This window comes from Streptomyces purpurascens (assembly GCF_045040895.1).
In the GTDB taxonomy this organism is placed as follows: domain Bacteria; phylum Actinomycetota; class Actinomycetes; order Streptomycetales; family Streptomycetaceae; genus Streptomyces; species Streptomyces purpurascens.
Genome location: NZ_CP108341.1, coordinates 7,842,788 through 7,862,385, shown reverse-complemented (window position 1 = coordinate 7,862,385; position 19,598 = coordinate 7,842,788). Strand labels below are relative to the sequence as shown.

14 protein-coding genes are annotated in these 19,598 nt (G+C 71.0%); 12 read left to right on the top strand and 2 right to left on the bottom strand.

Going from position 1 to position 19,598, the window contains the following annotated elements; genetic code table 11:
• Positions 1-5: 5 nt before the first annotated feature.
• On the bottom strand, positions 6-923 hold the full coding sequence (locus OHU35_RS35730; RefSeq protein ID WP_405508257.1) for an SDR family NAD(P)-dependent oxidoreductase: 918 nt from the start codon (positions 921-923) through the stop codon (positions 6-8).
• 196 nt (positions 924-1,119) lie between these two features.
• On the opposite strand from OHU35_RS35730, the gene OHU35_RS35725 reads away from it, so the two are divergent.
• The 7 genes from OHU35_RS35725 to OHU35_RS35695 all read left to right on the top strand — a co-directional run bounded on the left by OHU35_RS35725 (position 1,120) and on the right by OHU35_RS35695 (position 11,001).
• Complete coding sequence (locus tag OHU35_RS35725; RefSeq protein WP_189726318.1) at positions 1,120-1,545, top strand: MarR family winged helix-turn-helix transcriptional regulator; 426 nt, start codon at positions 1,120-1,122, stop codon at positions 1,543-1,545.
• A 137-nt stretch (positions 1,546-1,682) separates the two neighbouring features.
• On the top strand, positions 1,683-2,972 hold the full coding sequence (locus OHU35_RS35720; RefSeq protein ID WP_405508256.1) for an MFS transporter: 1,290 nt from the start codon (positions 1,683-1,685) through the stop codon (positions 2,970-2,972).
• Positions 2,969-4,339, top strand: coding sequence for an alpha/beta hydrolase family protein (locus OHU35_RS35715; RefSeq protein ID WP_405508255.1), 1,371 nt, complete (start codon positions 2,969-2,971; stop codon positions 4,337-4,339). The genes OHU35_RS35720 and OHU35_RS35715 overlap by 4 nt, the downstream gene beginning before the upstream one ends.
• Positions 4,336-5,166, top strand: coding sequence for an IclR family transcriptional regulator (locus tag OHU35_RS35710; protein ID WP_405508253.1), 831 nt, complete (start codon positions 4,336-4,338; stop codon positions 5,164-5,166). Before OHU35_RS35715 ends, OHU35_RS35710 begins: the two co-directional genes overlap by 4 nt.
• A 66-nt stretch (positions 5,167-5,232) precedes the next feature.
• Entirely contained in the window at positions 5,233-8,439 is a 3,207-nt protein-coding gene (locus tag OHU35_RS35705; RefSeq protein WP_189726106.1) for a hypothetical protein, read from the top strand.
• A gap of 4 nt (positions 8,440-8,443) precedes the next feature.
• Entirely contained in the window at positions 8,444-9,469 is a 1,026-nt protein-coding gene (locus OHU35_RS35700; protein WP_405508252.1) for a hypothetical protein, read from the top strand.
• A 137-nt stretch (positions 9,470-9,606) separates the two neighbouring features.
• Positions 9,607-11,001 (top strand): glycoside hydrolase family 16 protein, encoded by a 1,395-nt coding sequence (locus OHU35_RS35695; RefSeq protein WP_405508250.1) that lies wholly within the window; start codon positions 9,607-9,609, stop codon positions 10,999-11,001.
• Positions 11,002-11,052: 51 nt separating this feature from the next.
• Here the strand turns inward: OHU35_RS35695 and OHU35_RS35690 are convergent, their stop codons facing one another.
• Positions 11,053-11,940 carry an AraC family transcriptional regulator gene (locus tag OHU35_RS35690; protein ID WP_189726109.1) on the bottom strand — a complete coding sequence of 296 codons (888 nt, stop codon included), beginning with the start codon at positions 11,938-11,940 and terminating at the stop codon, positions 11,053-11,055.
• A gap of 157 nt (positions 11,941-12,097) precedes the next feature.
• Here OHU35_RS35690 and tkt point away from each other — a divergent pair, with 157 nt between their 5' ends.
• The 5 genes from tkt to pgi are packed head-to-tail and all read left to right on the top strand — an operon-like array spanning position 12,098 to position 19,597.
• On the top strand, positions 12,098-14,173 hold the full coding sequence (tkt, locus tag OHU35_RS35685; RefSeq protein ID WP_405508249.1) for a transketolase: 2,076 nt from the start codon (positions 12,098-12,100) through the stop codon (positions 14,171-14,173).
• Positions 14,174-14,192: 19 nt separating this feature from the next.
• On the top strand, positions 14,193-15,338 hold the full coding sequence (gene tal, locus OHU35_RS35680) for a transaldolase (protein ID WP_189726111.1): 1,146 nt from the start codon (positions 14,193-14,195) through the stop codon (positions 15,336-15,338).
• Positions 15,335-17,008 carry a glucose-6-phosphate dehydrogenase gene (gene zwf / locus OHU35_RS35675; RefSeq protein ID WP_189726112.1) on the top strand — a complete coding sequence of 558 codons (1,674 nt, stop codon included), beginning with the start codon at positions 15,335-15,337 and terminating at the stop codon, positions 17,006-17,008. The genes tal and zwf overlap by 4 nt, the downstream gene beginning before the upstream one ends.
• Positions 17,005-17,940, top strand: coding sequence for a glucose-6-phosphate dehydrogenase assembly protein OpcA (gene opcA, locus OHU35_RS35670; RefSeq protein WP_189726113.1), 936 nt, complete (start codon positions 17,005-17,007; stop codon positions 17,938-17,940). The genes zwf and opcA overlap by 4 nt, the downstream gene beginning before the upstream one ends.
• Positions 17,933-19,597: a glucose-6-phosphate isomerase gene (pgi, locus tag OHU35_RS35665; RefSeq protein ID WP_405508247.1), complete on the top strand. Its 1,665-nt coding sequence runs from the start codon at positions 17,933-17,935 to the stop codon at positions 19,595-19,597. Before opcA ends, pgi begins: the two co-directional genes overlap by 8 nt.
• The last annotated feature ends 1 nt before the right edge of the window (position 19,598 follow it).

Genomic DNA, 19,598 nt, shown 5'->3' with positions numbered 1-19,598 from the left:
GGCCATCACGCCTCCGGGAACTTCGGCGCCGGGATGCCGACCGACTGGGGTTCGGCACCGACCGAGGTGGGCCAGGCGTCGGCCAGGGCGCCGGGGGTCCAGCCGCCGTCGGCGTACGCCGCCCTGATCTCCTGCGGATGCGACCAGAGTGCCACCTTGTCGCCGCCGATGCCGATGGCCTGGCCGGTGATGCCCCGGGCGGACTCGGAGGCGAGGAACGGGACCAGGGCCGCGCAGTCCTCCGGGGTGCCGAAGCCCTCGCCCTTGCGCAGGAAGTCCGGCAGCGGCTCGCCGCCGCGCATGGCCTCGATGTACGGGGCGAAGGCCGGGATCGTCTCGGTCATCGCGGTCGCCGCGACCGGCACGATCGCGTTGACGGTGATGTTCGCGCGGCCCAGCTCCATGGACCAGGTGCGGGCCATCGCCGCGATGCCGGCCTTGGCGGCGGCGTAGTTCGTCTGGCCGAAGTTGCCGCGCTGTCCGGCCGGGGAGCCGACCAGGATCAGCGAGCCGCCCTCGCCCTGCTCGCGCATCCGGACGGCGGCGGCGCGGGCGCAGGTGAAGGTGCCCTTGAGGTGGGTGGTGATCACCGCGTCGAAGTCCTCGTCGGTCATCTTCCACAGCACCTTGTCGCGCAGGATGCCCGCGTTGGTGACGAGGACGTCCAGCCGGCCGAACTCCTCGACCGCGCGGTTCACCAGCCGCTCGGCGGCCTCGGAGGTGCCGACCGGGACGACCTCGGCGACGGCCCTGCCGCCCGCTTCCCCGATGGACTTCACGGCCGCCTCGGCCACGGCCTCGTCGACGTCGTTGACCACCACGGACGCGCCGTGGGCGGCCAGGGCATGGGCGTAGGCGAGGCCGAGGCCCCGGCCGCTGCCGGTGACGACGGCGACCTTGCCGGAGAGATCGATGCTGGGCACGGGTGGGTCCCTTCACGAGCTGATGCGGGTGGTGCGGCTTCGAGATCGAAGCTAAGAGCAATAATTGTTGACGTCAATAGTTGTTGATGACCCACGGGTGCGAGATGCTGGAATCCCAGGACGCAACGAGCACAGGGAGCCCGCCATCGCACGCCAGAACGTCACCCCGAAGCCCATCGACGCGCACGAGCCGTGGATGCGCGGGCTGCACGCCGACACGGGCTACCTGCTCTACCGCCTGGGCCTGCGCTCGGGGCAGCTCTTCAACGCCTGCCTCCAGGAGTCGGGCGTGCGCCTGCGCCACTACGCGGTGCTGCGCTTCCTCGCCACCACCGAGGGCGCCCTCCAGCGCGAGCTGAGCACCCGGCTCGGCTACGACCCGAGCGCCATCGTCGGCCTGGTCGACGACCTGGAGAAGCTGGGCTTCGCCGAGCGCCGCCCCTCCCCCGACGACCGCCGCAGCCGGATCGTCGTCCTGACCGAGAGCGGCCGCGCGTTCCTGCGCGACACCGACGAGGCCGGGCTGCGGGTAACCAACGAACTGCTGGGCCCGCTGGAGGAGGCCGAGCGGGAGACGCTGCACGCGCTGCTGCTGCGGATCGCGGAGGACGGCCTGAACTGATGTTGTGCAAATGATTGACTGCTGCACGATGGGTGCATAACTTCACGGGCTATCCGAGACCCGTCCCCAGGGAGCTCCCCGTGCAGCCATCCCCCTCAGCCGCTCAACCCGCCCCGGATTCACGGCAGTTGCGCCGCGTGGCCATCTCCGGCCTGCTCGGCACGACCGTCGAGTTCTACGACTTCCTCGTCTACGGCACGGTCGCCGCGCTCGTCTTCGGCGACCTGTTCTTCCCCCAGGCCGACCCGGCCGTCGGCACCATCGCGGCCTTCGGGACCTTCGCCGCGGGCTATCTCGCCCGCCCGCTCGGCGGCATCGTCTTCGGCCACTTCGGCGACCGGATCGGACGCAAGTCGATGATGCTGCTGACCATGGTCCTGATGGGCCTGGGCAGCTTCCTCATCGGCCTGCTGCCCACCTACGACGCGATCGGCGTCTGGGCCCCCGTCCTGCTCGTCGCCCTGCGCGTCGTGCAGGGCATCGCGATCGGCGGCGAATGGGGCGGCGCCATGCTGATGGTCGTCGAGCACGCCGAGCAGACGCAGGGCTCCCGGCGCGGTCTGTGGTCCAGCTTCACCCAGCTCGGCGCACCGCTCGGCTCCGTGCTGTCGGCCGGTGTGGTCACCCTCGTCGCCGGCCTGCCCGACGACGACTTCCGCTCCTGGGGCTGGCGGGTGCCGTTCCTGCTCAGCATCGTGCTGCTGGCCGTCGGGCTGTTCGTGCGCCTCAAGGTCGCCGAGAGCCCGCTGTTCGCGCAGGCCAAGCGGGAGCCGGTGGACAAGCCGCCGATCGTGGAGCTGCTGCGCCGCCCGAAGCCCGTGCTGCTCGCCGCCTGCGTCGGCATCGGCGCGTTCACCACGCAGTCGCTGCTGACGAGCTTCATGATCTCCTACGCCGTCGACGAGGGGTACACCCGGCCGCAGGTGCTGACCGCGGTGACCGTCGCCTCCTGCGTGGCCCTCGCCGTCCTCCCCGCCGCGTCCGTGCTGTCGGACCGGGTCGGCCGCCGCCCCGTCGTGCTCGCCGGCGCCATCGCCTCGGCCGCGCTCGCCTTCCCCGTGCTGGCCCTGGTCGACTCGGGCTCCCCCGGCCTGCTCATCCTCGCGCTCGCCCTCGGTCACGGTGTCGCCCAGTCCACGATGTACGGGCCGCTCGGCGCGCTGCTCACCGAGATGTTCGGCACCCGCGTCCGCTACACCGGCGCCTCCCTCGGCTACCAGGCGGCCACCCTGGTCGGCGCCGGCTTCTCCCCGCTGATCGCCGGCAGCCTCCTCGCCTCGTACGGGGGTGGCAGCACGCCCGTCTCGCTGCTGCTGTGCGCCGGCGCGGCGATCACCGCCGTGACCGTGTGGCGGCTGCGCGAGACGCACACCGACGCCCTGGACTCCCCCGCCGCCACCCCCACTCTGGAAGGAACCCCGCGTTGAGGATCCGCCTCGCTCTCCTGACCACCTGCCTGTCCGTGGCCACCGCCCTGCCCGCGCAGGCGGCCGACGCCACCGACGCCCACCTGGAGGGCGAGCTCTCCTCCGGCGCGGTCTACGTGATGGACGTACCCGCGTCCTGGAACGGCACGGTGCTGCTGTACAGCCACGGCTACGCCCCGGCCGGATCCCCCAAGCGGGCCCAGAACACGCCGAGCACGGCCGCCCTGGACAAGCTGCTGGCCGAGGGCTACGCCCTGATCGGCTCCTCGTACGCGACGAACGGCTGGGCGGTCACCGAAGCGGTGCCCGACCAGCTCGCCACGCTGGACCTGTTCACCGAGAAGTTCGGACCGGCCCGGCGGACACTCGCCTGGGGCACCTCGTACGGCGGCTTCGTCACCACCATGCTCGCCGAGCGGCACGCCGACCGCTTCGACGGCTCGCTGTCGATGTGCGGGCTGGTGCAGGGCGGCGTCGCCAACTGGAACAGCACCCTGGACCCGGTGTTCGCGCTGCGCACACTGCTCGCCCCGGACTCCGGCATCCGGCTCGCCGGGTTCACGGACCAGGCCGAGGCGGTCGCCGCCGCGAAGAGCCTCACCACGAAGGTCGACGCCGCCCAGCAGACCCCCGAGGGCCGGGCCCGCATCGGCCTCGCCGCCGCCCTGCACAACATCCCCGGCTACAACGACGCCTCGCAGCCGAAGCCGGGCCCCACCGACTGGGGGACCCAGCAGTCCAACCAGTTGGCCGCCGTCCGAGGGCTCATCCAGAGGCCCGCCTTCAGCTGGCGGCAGGAGGCCGAGAGCCGGGCGGGCGGCAACCCGTCCTGGAACACCGGCGTCGACTACACCGCCCTGCTCGCCCGGTCCCCGCTGTACAAAGAGGTGACCGAGCTCTACAAGGAGGCGGGTCTGTCCCTGCGTACCGACCTCTCGGCCCTGGCCCGGGCGCCCCGGATCTCCGCCGACCCCTCGGCCGTGGGGTGGATGCGGAACACCAGCGTGCTCTCCGGCCGGCTCACCGACCCCCAGCTGAACATCCACACAACGGGTGACGCGCTGATCCCGGTGCAGGCCGAGAGCGCCTATCGGCGGGCGGCCACGGCCGGCGGCTCGGCGGGGCTGCTGCGCCAGGCGTACGTCGACGGCCCCGGCCACTGCACCTTCACCACCGGCGAGACGCTGGCCGCCCTGGACACCCTGGAAGACCGCCTGGACACGGGCCGCTGGGACGTGACGCCCGGCACGCTCAACTCCCGCGCGGGGCAGGAGGACCCGACGACCGCGGCCCGCTACGTTCCCTACCGCCCGACCGCCTACCCCCGCCCCCACGACCTCGCCCACCCGGGAGACAACCGGCCATGACCGGCCCCACCGCGCCCGACCGGCTGCTGTCCGTGCTCGCGGCCTTCGACCACGAGCACCCGGCGCTGTGCCTGACGGACATCAGCCGGCGGGCCGGGCTGACCCTGACCACCACCCACCGGCTGGTGGGCGCGCTCACCGAGTGGGGCGCCCTGGAGCGGGACGAGTCCGGCGTCTACCACGTCGGGCTCCGGCTGTGGGAGCTCGCCGCGCTGGCACCGCGCGGCCTCGCCCTGCGGCAGATCGCGCTGCCGTATCTGGAGGACCTGTACGAGGCGACGCACGAGAACGTGCAACTGGCCGTGCGGGACGGGTCCGACGTCGTCTACATCGAGTGGCTCTCGGGCCGGTCGGCGGTCGGCGTGCACATACGCGTCGGCGCCCGCTGGCCGCTGCACGCCACCGGCGTCGGGCTCGCCCTGCTGGCCCACGGCGACCCGCGGTTCCAGCAGGAGTACTGCGCGGGCGAACTCGAGTCCTTCACGCCGTACACGATCACCGAGCCGGCGCGGCTGCGGCGGGAGCTGGCCGAAGTACGCCGCACCGGTGTCGCGGTGAGCGACCGTCAGATCACGGACGACGCCCTGTCGGTGGCCGCCCCGGTGCGGGCGGCGGACGGCACGGTGACCGCCGCCGTGTCCATCGTGGTGCCGCATGCCGACGCCCAGGTGCCCGTGCTGGCCCCCGCGGTACGGGTGGCGGCGCGGGGGATCTCACGGGCCCTGGGGTGGCAGCCGGAGCGAGCCCAGGGCGGAACGCTCCGCGATGACAGCCAGAGCACTCGTGAGAGTGAACTTCCGTCCGGTCAGCGGCGAACGACCGCATAGTGGGGTGACAGGGAGGCGCGGAATCGGGACGCGACCAGTGCCCCGCCCTCCCGACGGGGGGTCACCATGGAGCCGCTCTTCCGCCTCGCCCTGCTGCGACCCGCGATCGCACCGGAACCCGACGACACCGGCATCGAACTGGCTCAGCAGACGGACTTCCAGCGGGCGCTGACCGCCGCGGCCGGCGCGGCGGACCCACGGGCCGAACTGCGGCGCGTGGTCGGCGAGTACGTCGCCGGCCCGCTGTTCATCGGAAAGCCCGAGCAGGCTCCGCTGGCCAAGGAGACGGCCAGGTTCGTGGCCGCGCTGGACCGGCTGCCCGCTCTGGCGGGGGCTGTTGCCGACGCCCGCCCGGGAGCCGCCGCGCCTCCCCCGCCCTCGCTGCGGGACACGGTGATCGCCGCCGTCCGGGACGCGTTCGGCGCGGCCCCGGCCGATGTGGTGCAGGGTGCGCCGTACAAGGAGGCGGTGGCCCGGCTCCGGGACAGCGTGCTGGCCGTCAAGTACCTGCCCGCCGAGCACACCAGGCCCTTGGAGGAACTGGTCCGCCGCCTGCGCCACCTGGAGATCGTCGCCCGCCTCGTGACGCACACCGCCTTCCCCGCCGCCCCTCGGGAACTGCGACGGGCCCGCAGGCGTCCCCTGCGGCTGCCGGGGGCCACGGGCCTCGAACCCGTGCTGTCCACCGTCGAGGCCGAGCGCCGGCAGCGGGAGAAGGAGGCCGAGGCGGCCGGGGAGCGACGGCAGCGCGCCGAGCGACTGCTCACCGTCTTCAGGCAGTTGCGCACCGCCATCGATGAACTCACCGGACTCGGCGGTGAGCACTTCAGCATCTCCCCGCAGAACCGGTCGGAGCAGGTGCTGCCGCCGCCCGAGTACACCCCGCCCGCCGAACTGGCCCGCCAGATCACCTTCCACAAGCTCCTCTCGGAGGCCAACCTGCGGGCCCTGGCCGGAGGCACCGGCACAGGCGGCGGCACGGGCGGCGGGACCGGCGGTGGCGGCACTCCGGAAGCGGCGGCCGAGGAACCCGCTCCGAACCCCCCGGAGCCCACCGCCGTGGCGGGAGCCGCCCAACTCGCCGGGCAGGTCTTCGGCGCCAGGCCCGACCTCCTCGCCGGCACCCCCGGGTTCGTCCCGGCCCTGCTGAAGGACCTCGGTTTCCGGCTCGAGCCGGCAGCGGTGCAGCAGTTGTCGGAGGCCACCCGGGCCCTGCTGACGGCACGCGGCATCGACGTCACGGCCCAGCCCCTGGACCGCGTCGTCGCCCTCCTCCAGAGCGAGGCCGACCGGACAGCGGCGGAGCTGGAGAGACTGTTCGGCAAGCCGGTCAAGCGCAGCGTGCGGCGGCTCGGGGACACGCTGGTCATGACCTCCACACCCGTGCCGTCCGTCTGGAACGCGATCAGCATCGGAGACCTGGACCCGATCGAGCAGATCCCCCTGGAGGCCGGCCCCATACCCACCACGCGGGGCAGCGTGAAGCCGTCCGGCGTCGCCGACCTGCTCGTGGTCCGCCAGCAGCTGACCGGCTACGAGGGCGCCGACGTCGCCCACATCGAGAACGTCCTCAAGGGCGAGACCAAGCTGCGCGAGCACACCCGGCGCGAGGAGACCGAGCAGACCACCGTCACCGAGACGGAGACGATCACCTCGGAGGAACGCGAGCTGGAGTCGACCGACCGGTTCGAGATGACCAGGGAGGCCAGTGCCGTCATCAAGGAGGACGCGGCGCTGAAGGCAGGACTGACCGTCACCGGCAAGTACGGCCCCACGGTGGAGTTCTCGGCCTCCGCCGAGGGCTCCGTCTCCCGGTCGAAGGAGGAGGCGACCAAGTCGGCGTCCACCTTCTCGCAGGACGTCACCCAGCGCAGCGCCTCCAAGATCTCCGAGCGGGTGCTCCAGCGCACCACCCTGCGGATCACCACCGAGGTCACCGAGAAGAACACCCACACCCTCGACAACAGCCCCGGCATCGACCACATCTCCGGGGTCTACCAGTGGGTCAACAAGGTCTACCGGGCGCAGATGTACAACTACGGGCTGCGCACCATGTTCGACTTCATGATCCCGGAGCCCGCGGCGTTCCTCATCCACACCCTCCAGTCGGCCCACGCCGGAGCAGTCCTGGTGGACAAGCCACCGGCGTTCACCCTCCAGGCCAACAAGATCGACGAGACCAACTACCACTACTGGGTGCAGGTGTACCAGGCGACGGATGTCACGCCGCCGCCCGAGATGTACCTGACCAAGTCCTTCGACTTCAAGGCGGGCGGCGGGGACAGCAAGACCAACTACAACCACTCGGGCCAGGTCACCCTCGACGAGGGCTACCAGGCGTTCCAGGCGTCCGTGGCCCACCTCTGCAACATCTGGGAGGGCGCCCACTCCCTCGACGTCGCCGTGGGCCGCCGGACCCATCGGTTCGGCCCGGAGGACAATTGGGTGTGGATCACCATGCTGGACGAGGAGCAGAGTTCGATCCCGGTGGCCGTCGACAGCTTCCGCCTCTCCCAGGTGGCCGTCGCGATCGAGATCAAGTGCCGGCGCACCGAGCGCGCGATGGAGAAGTGGCGGGCGGAGACCCACGCCAAGCTGACCACCGCCTACCGGGCCAGGCTCGCGGAGTACGAGGAGAAGGTCGCCGCTCTGACCTTTCAGGCGGGCGTCGCCATCGAGGGCCGCAACCCGCTGGCCAACCAGGAGCTGATCGCCCACGAACTGCGCAAGAGCTGCGTCAGCATCCTGACCAAGCAGCACTTCGACCTCTTCGACGCCATGAAGGGCGAGCCCGGCGAGGTCCCGCAGTTCGACATCGACGAGGCCGCGGCCGAAGGCGCCTACGTCCGCTTCTTCGAGCAGGCCTTCGAGTGGGAGCATCTGACGTGGGTCGCGTACCCGTATTTCTGGGGCCGCAAGAGCGAATGGGGCGAGCGCCTCGCCTATGACGACCCCGACCCGTTGTTCAACCAGTTCCTCAAGGCCGGGTACTGCCGGGTCACGGTCCCCGCCCGCCTCGGCTTCGAAGGCGCCATCGACCACTTCATGCAGTTCGGCGAACTGTGGGACGGCGGCCCTCTCCCCACCGTCTCCAGCCCCCTCTACCTGCCGATCGCCGACGAGATCGCCGAGCGTCTCGACCGGCCCGGCGACGAGATCCCCCAGGGCGACCCGTGGACGGTGCGCATTCCCACCAATCTGGTGCGGCTCCGCGAGGACGACCGGTTGCCCCGCTGGGTGCAGAACTCCGAGGGCGAATGGGTCGAGGACTGAGCCGATGAAGCACTTCGTTCTGGTGGCGGGCTGCAAGCTACCGCCCAAGCAACTGCCGTTCCGGTCCTACTGCGAGAACCGGATCCGGCAGCATGTGGCGGCCAACAAGGCCAAGGAGGACCTGGTGTTCCAGATCCTCGACGTGGAGAGGGGCGAGGTCGTCGTCCGGACGTTCACCTATCCGGGAGGCACACGGACCGAGTCGGTGGCCGCGGTCCGCTCCTTCGAGCCCGTCACCCGCGCCCACTACAACGGCCGTGTCTTCGGCGAGGGCCACCCCGGCGTGATGTCGGCGACCGACATCTACGCGGCCGTACGGAACATCGGAATCCGCGCTCCCGGCACCCTGATGGAGCTCAGCTTCTTCTCCCACGGCTACGCCAACGGCCCGGTCCTGGTCAACAGCGTCGACGACGGCCAGTTGGAGAGGCTGAACCCCAGGGGGCAGCTCGAGGCCGAACCTCTGGGCATGCGCCGCGACCCCGATGACAGGGACCCGCGCACGAAGGACTTCCACGAGGCCAACATGGGGTCCGAGGAGCTCGCCGCCTTCCGGGCGGCCTACCACCCCGACGGCATCAACTGGAGCTGGGGTTGCGCGTTCACCCACGACGCCAACGAGATCCTGCACCATCTGGAGTACCACCCCGACTACCGGTCCTCCGGCCTGCCCGACGGCAAGGTCCTGGTCTTCCGGAACTTCACCCCGGCGAACCTCGCTCACCTCAACGCGTTCCTCAACGTCCCCGTTCCCGACCACCGGAAGGTGGAGATCACCTTCGGCGAGCTGAAGCTGTACATCCGCAACCAGATCGTGGCCTCCTACGGCCACGCGCTCGCGGCCGCCTCCGGCCGCAGAACCTTCGGCGCCCTGGTCGGCACCTATGCCGAACCCGATCAGGGCCCACGCCCGCTGATGCACGTCAACCCCAACTTCAGTAGGCATTTCACCTTCTACAGGAACTACTTCGGCTTCACCTTCGACCCCGAGCGCCGGCGGTACGGCCTCTACGATCCGGCTTTCACCTGAAGCCCCCGTTCAAGCTGTGCACTCACCGACCGGCCCGCACATTTCCCGGCTTTACCTCTTGACGACCTGGGTGACGTGGAGCACATTGGCGGCACTTTGAGAGCGCTCTCACCCCTCCACTCGAGAGGCATCCCCCCATGAGCGATACCTCCCGCACCTCCCACAGACGCCGCCCCTTCCGGCGGGCGTTCGTCGCCGTCGTCAGCACGCTCGGCCTCGCGGCGGCCGCCACCACCGCCGCCACCCCGGCCGCGAACGCCTCCGCCCCGCCGCCCCCGTCGGGCTGGACGCAGATGTTCGTGGACGACTTCAACGGCGCCGCGGGCAGCGGCGTCAACACCTCCAACTGGCAGTACGCGACGGGCAAGGGCTACCCGGGCGGCCCGGCCAACTGGGGCACGGGCGAGATCGAGACGATGACGAGCAGCGCGGACAACGTCTCGCTCGACGGCAACGGCAACCTCCGCATCACCCCCCGGCGGGACGCCGCCGGGAACTGGACCTCCGGCCGCGTCGAGACCAACCGCACCGACTTCCAGCCCCCGGCCGGCGGCACACTCCGCGTCGAGTCGCGCATCCAGGTGCCGAACGTCACCGGGGCCGCGGCGAAGGGCTACTGGCCCGCGTTCTGGATGCTGGGCGCCCCCTACCGCGGCGACTACTGGAACTGGCCGGCCGTCGGCGAGCTGGACATCATGGAGAACACCCAGGGCATGAACACGGTGTTCGCGACCATGCACTGCGGCACCTCGCCGGGCGGCCCCTGCAACGAGACGAGCGGTATCGGCAGTTCGACCACCTGCCAGGGCACCAGCTGCCAGGCCGGCTTCCACACCTACCGGATGGAGTGGGACCGCTCGACCAGCGTCGAGGAGATCCGCTTCTACCTCGACGGCGCCAACTTCCACACCGTGCGCGCCAACCAGGTCGACGCGACGACCTGGCGGAACGCCACCGACCACGGCTTCTTCGTCATCCTGAACGTCGCGATGGGCGGCGGCTTCCCGGACGCGTTCGGCGGCGGCCCGGACGCCGGGACGCAGCCGGGCCACGCGATGGTCGTCGACTACGTCCAGGTGCTGTCGTCCGGCGGCGGCACCACGCCCCCGCCGACCGGCAACCGCGACGCCTACTCCGCCATCCAGGCCGAGTCCTACGACGGCCAGTCCGGGGTGAGCACCGAGACGACGACCGACTCCGGCGGCGGTCAGAACGTCGGCTCGCTGGCCAACGGCGACTGGCTGCACTTCAAGGGCGTCAACTTCGGATCCTCGGCGGCCCGGCAGTTCAGCGCCCGGGTCGCGAGCGGTGCGACGGGCGGCGTCAGCGGCCTGGTCGAGGTGCGGCTGGACAGCCGTGGCAGCGCGCCCGTCGGGAGTTTCGCGGTGGGCAGCACCGGGGGCTGGCAGTCGTGGCGGACGATCCCGGCGAACATCAGCTCCGTGACGGGCACGCACGACGTGTATCTGACCTTCACCAGCGGTCAGCCGCAGGACTTCGTCAACGTCAACTGGTTCACCTTCGGGCGCTGACGATGCTCGACAGGGGGCTCCACGCGCGCGTGGGGCCCCTTTCCGCTGCCCTCAGCGCAGGTCCGCCCGGAACGCCGCCGGGGTCTGGTCCGTGTGCTGGTGGAAGAACTTGGAGAAGTTCGCGGCGTCGGGGAAGCCGACCGCCGCGCCGACCCGGCCGATCGGCAGGTCGGTGTGGGCGAGGAGCCGTTTGGCCTCGAGGACCACGCGCTTGTCGATGAAGGCCTTGGGGGTGTCGCCGGTGGCGGCGCGGACCGCGCGGACCAGGGTGCGGCGGGAGTAGCCGAGCGCGTCGGCGTAGGCGCTGACACTGTGGTTGGTGGCGAAGTCCCGCTCCACGGCGTCCCGGAAGAGCGTGAAGGTGGAGTCCGACCGCTGTCGTACCGACTCCGCCGACTGCGCGGCCAGATGGGCGAGCCGCAGCAGAAACGCCGTCAGCGAGTGGCGCAGGACGGCGGTGTGGAGGCTGAGCGGCAGCGTGGCCGTGTCCTCGTACTCGCGCCGCAGCTGTTCGAGCGCGGCGCGCAGACCGGCCAGCTCGGCCGCGTCGGGACGCAGCAGCGGCGGCAGGTCGTAGCGGTACAGGCCGGTGGCCTCCACGGTCGCGCGGGGCAGGAAGCCCGGCTGCATGGTGAGCACCGTTCCGCGGTACTCGCTCGTCCGCGAGAAGCGGTGGACCTGCCCCGGGCGGATCCACAGCAGGTCCCCGGCCCCGGCCTCGTGCTCGGTGAAGTCGACCATGTGCCGGACCGGGCCCTCGGCGAACAGCATCACGACATGGAAGTCGATGCGGTGCACGCGCTCCAGCGGCGCGTCGGCGTGCCAGGTGCGGCCCGTGCCCATCGGGCCGACCTGCATGCCGACACCGCCGACGCTCAGCTCGACCGGAAAGGGGAACGTTCTGATCCCGTCGCCGCCTTGGATGGTTCTGTCCGCCATGTCTGTCTCGTACCGCCCCGTTCGCGCCCCGCGCTGCCTCTGGGTGTCCCACTTTCACCACACCCTGGCACACGGCGACCTTCCGTCGAAAAAGTCAGACTTTTAATTTTGAACACGTCAGACCAGCCACTTCGCTCCTATCGAGGACTTCTTGAAGATGAGCACGCAGACAGCGGACCGCTTCGAATGGACCGAACTCGACCGGCGTGCCGTCGACACCGCCCGTGTTCTGGCGGCGGACGCCGTCCAGCGGGTCGGCAACGGCCACCCCGGCACCGCGATGAGCCTCGCGCCGGCCGCCTACACGATCTTTCAGAAGGTGATGCGGCACGACCCCGCCGACCCGGAGTGGGCCGGCCGTGACCGCTTCGTCCTGTCCCCCGGCCACACCTCGCTGACGCTGTACACGCAGCTGTACCTCGCGGGCTACGAGCTGGAGCTGGACGACCTGAAGGCGTTCCGCACGCACGGTTCGAAGACGCCCGGGCACCCCGAGTACGGGCACACGGCGGGCGTGGAGACCACCACGGGCCCGCTCGCCCAGGGCGTCGCGAACGCGGTCGGCATGGCGATGGCGGCCCGTTACGAGCGCGGCCTGTTCGACCCGGACGCCCCGCAGGGCGAGTCGCCGTTCGACCACACCGTCTGGGCCATCGTCTCCGACGGCGACCTCCAGGAGGGCGTCTCCGCCGAGGCCTCCTCGCTGGCCGGCCACCAGAAGCTCGGCAACCTGGTCTTCCTCTACGACGACAACCACATCTCCATCGAGGGCGACACCGCGACCGCCTTCTCCGAGGACGTGCTCAAGCGGTACGAGGCCTACGGCTGGCATGTGCAGCGGATCGAGCCGCAGGAGGACGGCGACGTCGACGTACGCGCGCTGTACGCGGCCCTGAGGGCGGCTCAGGCCGAGACCGGGCGCCCCTCGATCATCGCGATGCGCACGATCATCGCCTGGCCCGCCCCCAACGCGCGCAACACCGAGGCCTCCCACGGCTCGGCACTCGGCGAGGACGAGGTCGCCGCCACCAAGCGCCTCCTCGGCTTCGACCCGGAACGGACCTTCGAGGTCGCCGACGAGGTGCTGGCCCACACCCGCGGGGCCCTGGACCGGGGCGCCGAGGCGCGTACCGCCTGGGACAAGCGGATCGCCGCCTGGCGCGGTGACAACCCGGAGCGCGCCGTCACCTTCGACCGCGTCAGCAAGGGCGAGCTGCCCGAGGGCTGGGAGGACGCCTTGCCGGTGTTCGAGCCGGGCAAGGCGGTCGCCACCCGGGCCGCGTCCGGCAAGGTCCTCCAGTCACTCGGCGCGGTCGTCCCCGAGCTGTGGGGCGGCTCGGCCGACCTGGCCGGTTCGAACAACACCACGATCGACAAGACCTCGTCCTTCCTGCCCCGGGGCAACCCGCTGCCGGAGGCCGACCCGTACGGCCGGACGATCCACTTCGGCATCCGCGAGTTCTCCATGGCCGCGGAGATGAACGGCATCGCCCTGCACGGCAACACCCGCGTCTACGGCGGCACCTTCCTGGTGTTCTCCGACTACATGCGCAACGCCGTCCGGATGTCGGCCCTGATGCAGCTGCCGGTGACGTACGTGTGGACGCACGACTCGGTCGGCCTGGGCGAGGACGGCCCGACCCACCAGCCGGTCGAGCACCTGGCCGCGCTGCGGGCCATCCCGGGCCTGAACGTCGTACGGCCGGCCGACGCCAACGAGACCGCGACCGTCTGGGCCGAGATCCTCAGGCGGCACACCACCGACCCGGCCCCGCACGGCCTCGCGCTCACCCGCCAGGGCGTGCCGACGTACGAGCCGAACCCGGACGCGGCGCGCGGCGGCTACGTCCTGGCGGACTCCTCGACCGAGGTGCCGGACGTGGTGATCGTCGCCACGGGCTCCGAGGTGCAGCTGGCCGTCGCCGCGCGCGAGGCCCTGGAGGCCGAGGGGGTCGGCACCCGGGTGGTGTCGATGCCGTCCGTGGAGTGGTTCGAGGAGCAGCCGCGCGAGTACCGCGAGCGGGTGCTGCCGCCGTCCGTGAAGGCCCGGGTCGCGGTCGAGGCCGGGATCGGCCTGACGTGGCACCGGTTCGTGGGGGACGCGGGACGCATCGTCTCCCTGGAGCACTTCGGCGCCTCCGCCGACGCCAAGACCCTGTTCGCCGAGTTCGGCTTCACGCCCGAGAACGTCGCCGCCGCCGCGCGTGAGTCCCTCGCCGCGGCCCGTGGCTGATCCGACCGCCCGAAAGAAGATGATCACTGTGACCGAAGCGACCGCGAGCGCGGGAGCACTCAAGCGCCTGTCCGACGAGGGCGTGTCGATCTGGCTCGACGACCTGTCGCGCCGGCGGATCGAGTCCGGCAACCTGGCCGAGCTCGTCGCCACGAGGAACGTCGTCGGCGTCACCACCAACCCGTCCATCTTCCAGGCCGCCATCGGCTCCGGCGAGGGTTACGAGGCGCAGCTCGCCGATCTGGCGGTGCGGGGCGTCACCGTCGACGAGGCCGTCCGGATGATGACCACCGCCGACGTCCGCGCCGCCGCCGACGTCCTGCGGCCGGTGTACGAGGCGACCGGCGGCCGGGACGGCCGGGTCTCCATCGAGGTCGACCCGCGCCTCGCCCACGACACGACGGCGACCGTCGCCGAGGCCCGGCAGCTGGCCTGGCTGGTGGACCGCCCCAACGTGATGATCAAGATCCCCGCGACGAAGGCCGGCCTGCCGGCGATCACCGAGGTGATCGGCGCGGGCATCAGCGTGAACGTGACGCTGATCTTCTCGCTGGAGCGCTACCGCGAGGTGATGGACGCCTATGTCGCGGGTCTGGAGAAGGCCCAGGCGGCCGGTCTCGACCTGTCGGCCATCCACTCGGTCGCGTCCTTCTTCGTCTCCCGCGTCGACTCCGAGATCGACAAGCGGCTGACGCTGCTGGGCACGGACGAGGCTCTCGCCCTGAAGGGCAGGGCGGCCCTGGCCAACGCACGGCTCGCCTACGAGGCGTACGAGCAGGTCTTCGCCGGGGCGCGCTGGCAGGCGCTGGGCGGGGCCCGCGCGAACCGGCAGCGCCCCCTTTGGGCCTCCACCGGTGTGAAGGACCCGGCATACAAGGACACCCTGTACGTGGACGAACTGGTCGCCCCCGGCACGGTCAACACCATGCCGGAGGCCACGCTGAACGCCGTCGCCGACCACGGTGACGTCCAGGGCGACACGGTCACCGGCGGTTACGCCCAGGCCCGCGCCGACCTGGCGGCCGTCGAACGGCTCGGCATCGGGTACGACGAGGTGGTGCGGCAACTGGAGAACGAGGGCGTGGCCAAGTTCGAGGTGGCCTGGCAGGACCTGCTGGACGCGGTCACCAAGTCCTTGAACAGCAAGGGAGTTGACGCGGAATGAGCGAGGGCATCCCCCAGACGGCCGAACAGGAGACCAAGGGGACCAAGGAGGAGAAGGAGGCCGTGGCGGCCCAGGAGGCGGCCGGGGTCGAGCAGACCGGGGTGAGCGGCACGGCCGAGGCCGGCCCGCGCCCGGAGTTCACCGAGGCCGACTTCGTCAATCCCCTGCGCGACGCGCGCGACCGCCGGCTGCCCAGGATCGCGGGCCCGTCCGGGCTCGTCATCTTCGGTGTGACCGGCGACCTGTCCCGCAAGAAGCTGATGCCGGCCGTGTACGACCTGGCCAACCGCGGTCTGCTGCCGCCGGGCTTCTCGCTGGTGGGCTTCGCCCGCCGGGACTGGGAGGACCAGGACTTCGCGCAGGTGGTGCACGACGCGGTCCGTGAGCACGCCCGGACCCCGTTCCGCGAGGAGGTCTGGCAGCAGCTCGCCGAGGGCATGCGGTTCATCCCGGGCGACTTCGACGACGACACGGCGTTCAAGCAGCTGCGCTCCGCCGTCGAGGAGCTGGACGCCTCCCGGGGCACCAGCGGCAACTACGCCTTCTACCTCTCGGTGCCGCCGAAGTTCTTCCCGAAGGTCGTCCGGCAGCTGAAGAAGCACGGGCTGGCGAACGCGCCGGAGGGCTCCTGGCGCCGCGCGGTCATCGAAAAGCCGTTCGGGCACGACCTGAAGTCGGCCGAGGAGCTCAACACGATCGTGCACGACGTGTTCGACCCGGAGCAGGTCTTCCGGATCGACCACTACCTCGGCAAGGAGACCGTCCAGAACATCCTGGCGCTGCGTTTCGCCAACCAGATGTTCGAACCGATCTGGAACCGGTCGTACGTCGACCATGTACAGATCACCATGGCCGAGGACATCGGCATCGGCGGCCGCGCGGGGTACTACGACGGCATCGGCGCCGCCCGTGACGTCATCCAGAACCACCTGCTCCAGCTGATGGCGCTCACCGCGATGGAGGAACCGGCCGCCTTCGACGCGGCGTCGCTGCTCACCGAGAAGCTGAAGGTGCTCCGGGCCGTGCAGCTGCCGGAGGACCTGGGTCTGAACACGGTGCGCGGGCAGTACGGGGCGGCCTGGCAGGGCGGCGCGAAGGTGCACGGCTATCTGGACGAGGACGGCATCGATGCCTCGTCGAAGACCGACACGTATGCCGCGATCAGGCTCCAGGTGGACAACCGCCGCTGGGCGGGCGTCCCGTTCTACTTGCGCACCGGCAAGCGGCTCGGCCGCCGGGTGACGGAGATCGCGGTCGTCTTCCAGCGCGCCCCGCACTCCCCCTTCGACTCCACCGCGACCGAGGAGCTGGGCTCCAACGCGATCGTCATCCGCGTCCAGCCGGACGAGGGCATGACGGTCCGGTTCGGCTCCAAGGTGCCGGGTACGTCGATGGAGATCCGGGACGTGACGATGGACTTCGCCTACGGCGAGTCGTTCACCGAATCGAGCCCGGAAGCGTACGAACGGCTGATCCTTGACGTCCTCCTGGGCGACGCCAATCTGTTCCCCCGTCACCAGGAAGTGGAAGAGTCCTGGAAGATCCTCGACCCGATCGAGCGGTACTGGGCCACGCACGGCAGGCCCGCGCAGTACGCCTCGGGCAGCTGGGGACCCGCGGAAGCCGACGAGATGCTCGCACGAGACGGACGGAGCTGGCGCAGGCCATGAAGATCGACCTGACCGACACCACGGCAAGCAAGATCAACAAGGCGCTGGTGCAGGGGCGCCGTGCCATCGGCACTCCCGCCGTGGGCATGGTCCTGACGATGGTGATCGTCACGGACGAGGAGAACGCCTACGACGCGATCAAGGCGGCCGAGGAGGCCTCGCACGAGCACCCCTCGCGCACCCTGGTCGTCATCAAGCGGCACGCCCGCACCCCGCGCGACCGCACCCAGTCCCGGCTGGACGCCGAGGTCCGGGTGGGCGCCGACGCGGGCACCGGCGAGACGGTGGTGCTGCGGACCTACGGCGAGGTGTCCGACCACGCCGACTCGGTGGTGCTGCCGCTGCTGCTGCCGGACGCGCCGGTGGTCGTGTGGTGGCCGATGGACGCCCCGGAGGTGCCCTCGAAGGACCCGCTCGGGGCACTGGCCCAGCGGCGGATCACCGACCTGTACGCCGTCGCGAATCCCCTGGAGATGCTGGAGAGCCGGGTCCGCTCCTACGCGCCCGGTGACACCGACCTCGCCTGGACCCGGCTGACGCCCTGGCGTTCGATGCTGGCGGCGGCGCTGGACCAGGCCCGGGCGCGGATCACCTCGGCGGCCGTGGAGGCCGAGGCCGAGAACCCGGCCGCCGAGCTGCTGGCCCGCTGGCTGGAGGCGCGGCTGCACGTCTCGGTCGACCGTGTGGTCACCGCCGGGCCGGTCGTCACGGCCGTGCGCCTGGGCACCGAGAACGGCGAGATCGTCATCGACCGCCCCGAGGGCCCGCTGGCCACGCTGACCCTGCCGGGCCAGCCCTCCCGCACCCTGGCACTGAAGGTCCGTGCCACCTCCGAACTCATCGCCGAGGAGCTCAGGCGCCTCGACGCCGACGAGATGTACGCCATCGCCCTGAACGGCGAGGCCACCGAGGAGACCCCCGCTCATGTCTGACTCCCCCTCCGGCTCCCCCGAGCTCACCCGGCGGCCCGAGTGGACCGCCCTGGAGGACCACCGCACGGACACCCTGCCGCAGCCCGACCTGCGTGAGCTGTTCGCGGCGGACCCGGGGCGCGCCGAGCGCTACGTCGTGCGCGTGGGCGACCTGCGCATCGACTACTCCAAGCACCTGGTCACCGACGAGACGCTGGCCCTGCTCCAGGAGCTGGCCGCCGCCACCGACGTGTTCGGGCTGCGCGACGCGATGTTCCGCGGCGAGCGGATCAACGTCACCGAGGACCGGGCCGTGCTGCACACCGCGCTGCGCGCCCCGCGGGACGCGGTGATCGAGGTCGACGGCGAGAACGTCGTCCCGGGCGTGCACGCCGTGCTCGACAAGATGGCCGGCTTCGCCGACCGCGTCCGCTCCGGCGAGTGGACCGGCCACACCGGCAAGCGCATCCGCAACGTCGTCAACATCGGCATCGGCGGCTCGGACCTGGGCCCGGCGATGGCGTACGAGGCGCTGCGGCCGTTCACCGCGCGGGATCTGACGTTCCGCTTCGTGTCGAACGTGGACGGCTCCGACCTGCACGAGGCCGTGCGCGACCTGGACCCGGCGGAGACGCTGTTCATCGTCGCGTCCAAGACCTTCACCACGATCGAGACGATCACGAACGCGACCTCGGCGCGGTCCTGGCTGCTTCAGGGCCTCGGGGGCGACGAGAAGGCGGTCGCGAAGCACTTCGTGGCGCTCTCGACGAACTCCGAGAAGGTCGCCGGGTTCGGCATCGACGTCGACAACATGTTCGAGTTCTGGGACTGGGTCGGCGGCCGCTACTCGTACGACTCCGCGATCGGCCTGTCGCTGATGATCGCCATCGGCCCGGACCGCTTCCGCGAGATGCTCGACGGCTTCCGCATCGTCGACGAGCACTTCCGCAACGCCCCCGCCGAGGCCAACGCCCCGCTGCTGATGGGCCTGCTCGGCATCTGGTACGGCAACTTCCTCGACGCCCAGTCGCACGCCGTCCTGCCCTACAGCCACTACCTGTCCAAGTTCACCGCCTACCTCCAGCAGCTCGACATGGAGTCCAACGGCAAGTCGGTCGACCGCGAGGGCCGGCCCGTCCAGTGGCAGACGGGGCCGGTGGTGTGGGGCACGCCCGGCACCAACGGGCAGCACGCCTACTACCAGTTGATCCACCAGGGCACCAAGCTCATCCCCGCCGACCTGATCGGCTTCGCGCGGCCCGTCGCCGAGCTGGGCGACGAACTGAAGGCGCAGCACGACCTGCTGATGGCCAATCTGTTCGCGCAGGGGCAGGCGCTCGCCTTCGGCAAGACCGCCGAGGAGGTGCGGGCGGAGGGCGTGCCCGAGGAGCAGGTGCCGCACCGCACCTTCCGGGGCAACCACCCGACCACGACGATCCTGGCCACGGAACTGACCCCGTCGGTCCTCGGCCAGCTGGTCGCCCTCTACGAGCACAAGGTGTTCGTGCAGGGCGCGGTCTGGAACATCGACTCCTTCGACCAGTGGGGCGTCGAGCTCGGCAAGGTCCTCGCCAAGCGCGTCGAGCCCGCCCTGACCGAGGGCGCTGACGTCCCCGGTCTCGACCCGTCCACGGCCGCGCTGGTGGCCGCCTACCGCACACTTCGGGAAGTGAACTGAC